6 protein-coding genes are annotated in these 8,582 nt (G+C 61.1%); 4 read left to right on the forward strand and 2 right to left on the reverse strand.

Annotated features, from left to right (window positions below):
• Position 1: 1 nt before the first annotated feature.
• Both FJ319_01535 and FJ319_01540 read right to left on the reverse strand, forming a co-directional pair.
• Positions 2-832 (reverse strand): hypothetical protein, encoded by an 831-nt coding sequence (locus tag FJ319_01535; protein ID MBM3932980.1) that lies wholly within the window; start codon positions 830-832, stop codon positions 2-4.
• Positions 833-1,417: a hypothetical protein gene (locus FJ319_01540; GenBank protein ID MBM3932981.1), complete on the reverse strand. Its 585-nt coding sequence runs from the start codon at positions 1,415-1,417 to the stop codon at positions 833-835.
• Positions 1,418-1,877: 460 nt separating this feature from the next.
• On the opposite strand from FJ319_01540, the gene FJ319_01545 reads away from it, so the two are divergent.
• The 4 genes from FJ319_01545 (at position 1,878) to clpX (ending at position 7,936) form a co-directional block, all read left to right on the forward strand.
• Positions 1,878-4,328, forward strand: coding sequence for an AAA family ATPase (locus FJ319_01545; GenBank protein ID MBM3932982.1), 2,451 nt, complete (start codon positions 1,878-1,880; stop codon positions 4,326-4,328).
• Between the two features lie 200 nt (positions 4,329-4,528).
• Complete coding sequence (gene tig / locus FJ319_01550; protein ID MBM3932983.1) at positions 4,529-5,848, forward strand: trigger factor; 1,320 nt, start codon at positions 4,529-4,531, stop codon at positions 5,846-5,848.
• Between the two features lie 90 nt (positions 5,849-5,938).
• The gene (locus FJ319_01555; protein MBM3932984.1) at positions 5,939-6,538 is read left to right on the forward strand and encodes an ATP-dependent Clp protease proteolytic subunit; all 600 of its coding nucleotides are present in this window, start codon (positions 5,939-5,941) and stop codon (positions 6,536-6,538) included.
• A 90-nt stretch (positions 6,539-6,628) separates the two neighbouring features.
• Positions 6,629-7,936: an ATP-dependent Clp protease ATP-binding subunit ClpX gene (clpX, locus tag FJ319_01560; protein MBM3932985.1), complete on the forward strand. Its 1,308-nt coding sequence runs from the start codon at positions 6,629-6,631 to the stop codon at positions 7,934-7,936.
• Positions 7,937-8,582 lie beyond the last annotated feature (646 nt).

The raw sequence follows: 8,582 nt of genomic DNA on the forward strand, positions 1-8,582 counted from the left end.
CTCATCTCGCATGCAGCGCCCACTGCTTGACCTGATGTTCGGCGTACTCGCGCAGCGCGTTCGTGAACTCCTCCCGACTCACTTCGTACGCGAACGTCGTTTTGGTTGGGTAATAGATGCCGCCTGTAATGTGGGAAGAGACCGCTAAGCGCCCCTCCCTTATTGAGCGCGATACTTCCCTTTCAAACACGCCCCGATAGTATTCGCTAAGTCCGTTGTAAGCCGTCAGCCCCTCCGGCGTGAGCAGAGTGTTCATTGGAGGGAGCTCCAGCAGCCACAGGTCAGCAAGCTGTTTCTGGATTCTTGAGGCCTGGCAGGCCACTCGGTCAGTTGTCATGGGAATCGGACCGGTGCCGTACCAGGTGCGCGTCAGCTCGTCGCGCATCTTCGGCCCCAGTAGCGCAAGTTTCGCGAGTGCGTCTGGGGAGAGCACCTGGTCGGGGTCCGGCCAGCGCGCAAAGAGGTGCTGTGGCCGCGCCGTGCGGATCGCCGGCGGCAGAAGCCACTCGTGCCATGTGCCCTGCATCTGTGGATTCCAGCACGTGAATGGCTGCTCGAACCCTTCCTGCCGCAGGCCCTGGGCGAAGAACGAGCGCGACTCTTCGGTCTCAAAACGTGCGACATCGTACTGCAGTGACTCCGTCTCACGGTCCTCCCACTTGCCGTCGGCCATTATCCTGCCCGCGATAGCCTGCCGGATGAAGTCCTCACCGTGGGGAACGCCCCTGATCCTTGTGAGCTGTTCTGCGGTGATGCCGACAGCCTCGTACGACGGCATGGCCGCCGGAGCGGCCAAAAGCGAGGCTTCCAACTCGGCGATGGTGTCTTCCATTTAAAGGTCTCGGGCGAGCTGGTCCTCCCATTGCAGGGTGAACGCCCTCTGGAGCTCCGGCGCCTGCGAGTCGAACTTCGCCATCGCCCTCGAGGAAAGGGCCTGGCCCATCGGCGGCAGATGTCCACCCTTATCGCCGCGCTCCCGCTGGATGGCGGTGACGAACACGCCCATTGAACCGACAGGGTCGAACTCGGAGTCGGGGTACACGTACTCGCTATAGTCGCGTGCATAAAGGTACCCGCCGAGCAGCGTTACGTACTGCTCCTCCCGGGTGAACGAGCGCAGCGTTGCCAGCGCCTCCGGCGAAAGCAGCGCCTCGGGCGGCTGAACCTGGTCCGGGAGCCGCCGCAGGTAGCCGAGCGTGAAGTCGAAACCGACCGCGACCCCCTCGGCGGACAGCGCGTCGCGGTACTCCTGCGGCAGTGCGTTGAACTTCGCCAGGTCCGCGCCGGTGAGCTGCGCGCCGAGGGGCACGGGTATCTGGCTCTGACCCGGCACGTGCGCGGTCGCTGTTGCCGTCGGCGCCGGCGTCGGCGTCGTTTGCGACGCAGGCGTGCGGTCACAGGCTACGGCTCCAGCCAACAGTAACAGTGAGACAGCGAGAATCGCTAAGTTGTCCTTGTACCCCCTCATTTCTAACTCCTTTCTTCTGGCCCGCCTTTCAATCGAGAAAGGCGGGCGCCTAACGGCGGCGCGAGTGGCGCCATGATTCAATTTTGGCAAGTCTGCATCACCACAGCATGCTTGTGGAGCTTCCCAGGGTGCGTATCTTGTCAACATTTCAACATTACGATACGCCGGTAGTGAGAGGCGCGCATCACAGTGCTCTGTGATTTTTCGCTCTCAATGAATCCCGGCGCTGGATATTGCATGAGACAAATTGATACACTTTAACTCAAGGTTTTTGGGCAACAGGGTTACGACCCGGGATTGAGCGCAAGTGGTACCCTTGGAGTAAGACCACCTTTCTTGCGTGACCCCTCCGGCTCCCAATTCACAACTTTCAACTGACTCACCCAAATTGCTCCGCACGAGGTGGAAATTGGTTCTCAGACCAGACGACTTCACAGAGCAGGCGCAGGAGATCATCGGCCAGTCACAGGAGATTGTCCGGCGCTACAAGCACACCCAGTGGGATGTTGAGCACATCCTCATGACGATCCTGGAAAAGGAAGAGGGCGTGCCTTTTGAGATTCTGAAGCAGATCGGCATGTCCGTTCCCGCAATGCGCGCGCGAATGGGCCAGCTCCTTGACGCCGCGCCAAAGGTCAGCGGAGACGCGACGTCCCAGCTGTACGTTGCGCCCAGGGCTTCTCAGGCAATAGAGCGCGCAAAGGAAGAGGCGAAGCGCCTTAATGACGACTTCATCAGCACGGAGCACCTGCTCATCGCTATCGTCCAGGAGGAAAAGGGCGATACCGCAAAGGTGGTGAAGGAGTTCAAGATCACCCTGGAGAGCGTCTACCAGGCCCTTCAGAAGATCAGAGGAGGGCACCGCGTGACCGACCAGAGGGCCGAGAACCGCTATCGCTCCCTCGAAAGGTACAGCATAGACCTCACCCAGCTTGCCCGCAGCGGCAAGGTGGACCCGGTCATCGGGCGCGATAACGAGGTCGCGCGCGTCATGCAGGTCCTCATCCGGCGCACCAAGAACAACCCGGTGCTCATCGGTGGCGCCGGCGTGGGCAAGACCGCGATCGCGGAAGGACTCGCCCAGCGCATCGTCTCCGGCGACGTGCCGGAGGAGCTTGCGCACCGTCGCGTGCTGGCGCTCGACATGGGCGCGATGGTGGCGGGCTCCAAGTTCCGCGGCGAGTTCGAGGAGCGCCTCAAAGCGGTCATGGACGAGATACGCCAGGCGAAGGGGGAGATCATCCTCTTCATCGATGAGATACACACCGTCGTGGGCGCAGGAGCGGCCGAAGGGGCGATCGACGCCAGCAACATGATGAAACCGGCGCTGGCCCGCGGTGAGCTCCAGTGCCTGGGCGCGACGACCGAGGCGGAGTACCGCAAGCACATTGAAAAAGACGCCGCGCTGGAGCGCCGGTTCCAGCCGATACTGGTAGAGGAGCCGGACGTCGAGACCGCCGTCCTGATGCTGAGGGCCCTGCGGCCTCGCTACGAGTCGCACCACAAAGTCAAAATCACCGACGACGCGTTGGATGCCGCGGCGAGCCTGAGCAAGCGCTACATCACCGGCAGGCTGCTGCCTGACAAGGCCGTGGACCTGATCGACGAGGCGGCATCCAAGAAGCGAATCGAGCTTCAGGCGCTGCCGGACGGCGTCAAGGAGATCGAGAAGAAGATCAAGCAGATCGAGAACGAAGAGGAGGCGGCGGCCCAGCGCGGCGACTACCAGAAGGCCGCTGAGATGAAGGTGGACGGAGCGCGCCTCAAGGGCCAGTACGAGGAAGAGAAAGAGAAGGCTCTCGGCGGCAAGAAGATGGACATGACGGTCAACTCCGAAGACATCGGCAAGCTGATCGCCGCATGGACAGGCATCCCCGTGGACAGGCTGCTGGAGAGCGAGGCGGAGAAGCTCCTGCACATGGAGGAGCGCCTGCACGAGCGCATTATCGGCCAGGAGACGGCGATAACCGCTGTGTCCGACGCCGTGCGCCGCGCGCGGGCTGGACTGAGCGATCCAAAGAGGCCGCTCGGCAGCTTCATCTTCCTTGGCCCCACCGGCGTGGGCAAAACGGAGCTGGCGCGCGCGCTGGCCCAGTACCTGTTCGATGACGAGCAGAACATGGTGCGCATAGACATGTCCGAGTACATGGAGAAGCACGCCGTGTCCAGGCTCATCGGCGCGCCTCCGGGCTACGTGGGGTACGACGAGGGCGGCCAGCTTACCGAGGCCGTGCGCCGCAGGCCGTTCAGGGTGGTGCTGTTCGACGAAATAGAGAAAGCGCACCCCGACGTGTTCAACATCCTCCTCCAGATACTCGAGGATGGACGGCTCACGGACGGCCAGGGCCGGACCGTGGACTTCCGGAACACACTGATCGTCATGACCAGCAACCTGGGGACGAGCGAGGCGGCCCACGCGCCGATAGGATTCCTGGGGGGCGATGGGCATGCGGACGGCGCTCGCAGGCGCGTGGCTGTAGAGGACGCGCTGCGGCGCACGTTCCGGCCGGAGTTCCTGAACAGGATAGACGAGATCATCATCTTCGAGCCGCTGAGCATGGACCAGATCAAACAGATCGTGGACCTGGCCGTGCGCGAGGTGGAGAAGCGGCTGGCGGAGCACAAGGTAACGGTTAGGCTTACGTCCGCGGCCAAGGAGTGGCTCGGCAAGGAGGGGTTCGACCCCGTCTTCGGCGCCAGGCCGCTCAGGAGAGCGGTGCAGCGGTACGTTGAGAACCCGATGTCCAAGGCGATACTGGCTGGCAGGTTCGCCAAGGGCGACAACGTCCGGATAGACGCCACCGACGAGGGGCTGACATTCGAGAAGACCCCAGTGGCCTCGCAGATCGCCGCGGGGTAGGGCAGGCTGTTCAGATGGACCGGGCGAGGAGACTCGAGCCTCCTCGCCCGGTTCGCATAATTGAGCGGGCGAAGCGCCCGCATGACACATTATGGCACACTAGGTTTCGAAGACTACGCCGCGCCCTCAAAAGGCTTATCCACGCCTCGGCTGGTTGGTTTACAGCAATAGGTACAATGCTATAATGAAAATAGTGTGTCATTAGGAGTAGCGCGTTGAAAATTACCCAGTCCGAGGTCATAGACCGGCAGACGGTCTTGAGCATTGAGCTAGAGGAGCCCGATTTACCCCCATACATAGACGCCGGTTACAGGAAAGTCGTAAACCGCCTGAACATTCCGGGCTTTCGCAAGGGTAAGGCCCCACTCTCAATCGTCGAACGGTACCTGGGTAAGGAAGGGCTTTTGAATGAAGCCCTCGACTATATGGTCTCCGATATGACCCAGAAGGCTATCGACGCCCAGTCGCTCGAGGCCTCGGGCACGCCCAAGCTAGAGGTGGTGGACCTTGATCCGGTGACCGTAAAGGCCACGGTCCCGCTCGAGCCTGGGGTGGACATCACCGGCTATGAGTCTATCCGGGTGGAGGAGAAGCCGTCCGAGGTCAATGAGTCCGACATTGACGAGCGGCTGGCCGAGCTGCAAAAGCACTACGCCACCTGGGAGCCGGCCGAGCGCCCGGTGAAGCTGGGCGACATGGTGACGCTGGACGTCCAGGGATCTGTGGAGACTAACGAGATACTCAACGAGCGTGACGCCGTGTTCCTGGCGGACAAGGACAGGGGCGTCCCGTTCCCCGGCTTCGCCGAGCAGCTTGAGGGCATAGAGATAGGTGGGACGAAGGATTTCGTCCTCAAGGTCCCCGATGACTATGCGGACGCAGAGATCAAGGGCAAGGAAGCCAATTTCAAGGTGAGTGTCAGCGGCGTCAAGGAGCGCAAGTTCCCCGAGCTGAACGACGATTTTGCGAAGGAGATCGGCGAGAAGTATGACGGCCTGCAGGCGCTGAAGGACGAGATCCGCTCCGGCATCGAGGCCGATGCCAAGAAGGCGAGCGAGTCCCAGTACCGGGAGGCCGCCCTGGTTGAGCTTGTGAAGCTTGCCAGAGTTGAGCTGCCCCCGCTACTAGTTGAGCACGAAGTCGAGCATATGGTAGACCGACGCAACCAGCTCATCGATCGCATGAAGGTCCGGCTCGACGACTACCTGCGCTACCTGGGCAAGACCGAGGAGCAGGTGCAGGAGGAGATGAAGAAGGACGCTTCCGACCAGCTCACCCGCTCATACGCGCTGGCGAAGCTTGGGGACGTGGAAAAGATAGACGTAGCGGATGATGAGCTGGACGCCAAGCTGGCGGAGCTTGAGAACGTTGAGGACGAGCACGGCCACAAGGTCACCAGGAAACAGCTCAAGTCCGAGCGAATCCGGGGCCAGATCCGAGAGTCGCTTCGCATGGACAAGACGATGAAGCGGCTGATTGAGATAGCAAAGGGCCAGAACGGCGCTGCGCCCGCGCAGTAGCGCCTGAGTTAGATCGCTGATAGGACCGAGACAGGCACCAACGAATTGGGGAGGGGACTTTTGAACAACGAAATACAGAGCATTATCCCAATGGTGGTTGAGACGGGCGCGCGCGGGGAGAGGGCATACGACATCTACTCGCTCCTGCTCAAGGAGCGGATCGTATTCCTTGGAACGCCCATCAACGACCAGGTGGCCAACGCAATAATCGCTCAGCTCCTGTTCCTGGACCGCGAGGACCCGGAGCGCGATATTCACCTCTACATCAACTCCCCGGGCGGCAGCGTTTACGCCGGCCTGGCCATCCTGGACACGATGCGCCTTATCCGGCCGGACGTTTCCACCATCTGCGTGGGCACCGCCGCCAGCATGGCCACCGTGCTCCTCGCCTCCGGCACCAAGGGCAAGCGCAATGCGCTGCCCAACTCCACCATACACATGCACCAGGTCCTCGGCGGCGTCCAGGGCCAGGCATCCGACATTGAGATCCACGCCCGCGAGGCGCTCCGCCTCCAGGACACAATTCGCACCATCTTCGTGGAGCAGACAGGGCAGCCCTACGACAAGATCGCGCGCGACTCCGACCGCGACTTCTTCCTGAACCCGGAAGAGGCAAAGGAGTACGGCCTTATCGACGAGATCCTCGCTTCCAGCAAGGCATCCGATTCGGCCAGGAAGGCAAAGCGTTAATACCGGCTAAGTTGAATTTAGTTCTACACTAAGCGAAACATCGGGCCGGGACCTGTTAGGTCCGGGTAGTCCAGCAGGTTAAGGAAAGGTATGCCTCCGACAAGAAATGCCCAGAATAACTACCAGTGCTCGTTTTGCGGCAAGGCCCAGGGGCAGGTCAAGCGCCTCATAGCGGGTCCGGACAGGGTCTTCATCTGCGATGAGTGTGTCGGACTGTGCGGGCAGATTATCACCGAGGAGAGCCCCGCTCCTCCCCGTGAATCACCGGGCCTCATGTCAAAGGGTGTTAACCCGAAGAGGCTCTACCAGAAACTCGATGAGTACGTTGTCGGCCAGGAGCAAGCGAAGAAAGTCCTGAGCGTAGCGGTCTACAACCACTACAAGCGCGTCTGGTCCAACCAGAAGTCCGCCAACGACGTGGAGCTCCAGAAGTCGAACATCCTCATGGTCGGTCCGGCCGGCTCAGGGAAGACCCTCCTTGCCCAGACCCTCGCCAAGATTCTCGACGTCCCCTTCGCTATCGCCGACGCAACCTCGCTGACAGAGGCGGGCTACGTGGGCGAGGACGTGGAGAATATCCTTCTCCGCCTGATCCAGGCCGCCGACTACGACATCGCCCGAGCCGAGCAGGGCATCGTCTACATCGACGAGGTAGACAAGATCGCCCGCAAGAGCCCGAACCCTTCGATCACCCGCGACGTTTCCGGCGAAGGTGTTCAGCAGGCCCTCCTCAAGATCATCGAAGGGTGTGTTGCCAACGTGCCGCCCCAGGGCGGACGCAAGCACCCGCACCAGGAATTCCTGCAGATCAAGACGGACAACATCCTCTTCATGTGCGGCGGCGCGTTCGAGGGGATTGATGAGACGGTGGTCCACCGCATGTCCAGGGACAGGGTGTCCCTCGGCTTTAATGCGAGGACGACACGGGCGAGCGTGGAAGACACCGGCTTCAACCCGTACGAGATGGTCATAGCGGATGACCTGCTGAAGTACGGCTTTATCCCCGAGCTCATCGGCAGGCTGCCCATAACGGTTGGCCTCAAGAGCCTGGACAAGCGCGCTCTCATCAAGGTGCTCACGGAGCCCAAGAACGCCTTCGTCAAACAGTACCAGTGCCTCTTCCAGATGGATAACGTGGAGCTGGAGTTCACGCCCGACGCTCTCGATGTGGCCGCCGAGGCGGCGCTCAAGCAGGGCACCGGCGCTCGCGGCCTGCGCTCCATCCTGGAAAAGACGCTGCTGGACGTTATGTACGAGCTGCCGTCCCTCAAGGGCGTCAACCGCTGCGTCGTCGAAGCCCAGGCCGTCGGCGGCAAGGTGCCTGTCCGCCTCGTGAAGGACAACGGCGACCTCGCCTACATGCCTACCCGCGAGAAGGCCGAGCAGAAGTCCGCATAGCCTCAGGACCATTCGGACCGCACAAAATAGGACCGGCAGCCATTTGGCTTCCGGTCCTATTTTGTGTAGCCTGCGCGATTCATCGCGCCTGCCTCGCTCGCCAAGATAGCATGTCGGCGACACGGGCGCGATGAATCGCGCAGGCTACATTGGGAAACCCCATTTCGGCTCGTCTACCTGGTCACTCATTCCAACTAATCGTCTCTTGTCAATTTCGCCGCCCGAGATAGCGTAAGGGTGCCTCGAACGCGGCATCGCCGGGCGTTACTGGACGCCCAAGGTGCGGAGTTGATTTGGGGAGCGCTGAAGGCGCGGGATAACTTAGCCCAGGGTGGAGCCCACGTAGGCTCTGCGTTGAGGGCGACGCCCTGGGTCACCGGACCGAATAGATTTAGAGCCCTTGTAAGATAAAAAGAGACTGGCTGATGTATAAAATGTGAGATAGCGCGGCAGGCCGATCAGGCCTTGGTCCGACATTGTCGAGACCGTCCTTCAGCGAGGCCGCCGCGCAAATCACCTTACAGATCCCGAACAGTTGCCTGAGCGTCATTAGTGACAGCTCGCTTCCGCAAGGTAGGGACAGAAAGGGACATCATGGCCAGTCAGAGTACATTTATCGGTATCGATGTCTCAAAAGCAAGTCTTG

This window comes from SAR202 cluster bacterium (assembly GCA_016872355.1).
GTDB lineage: Bacteria > Chloroflexota > Dehalococcoidia > Lucifugimonadales > VGZY01 > VGZY01.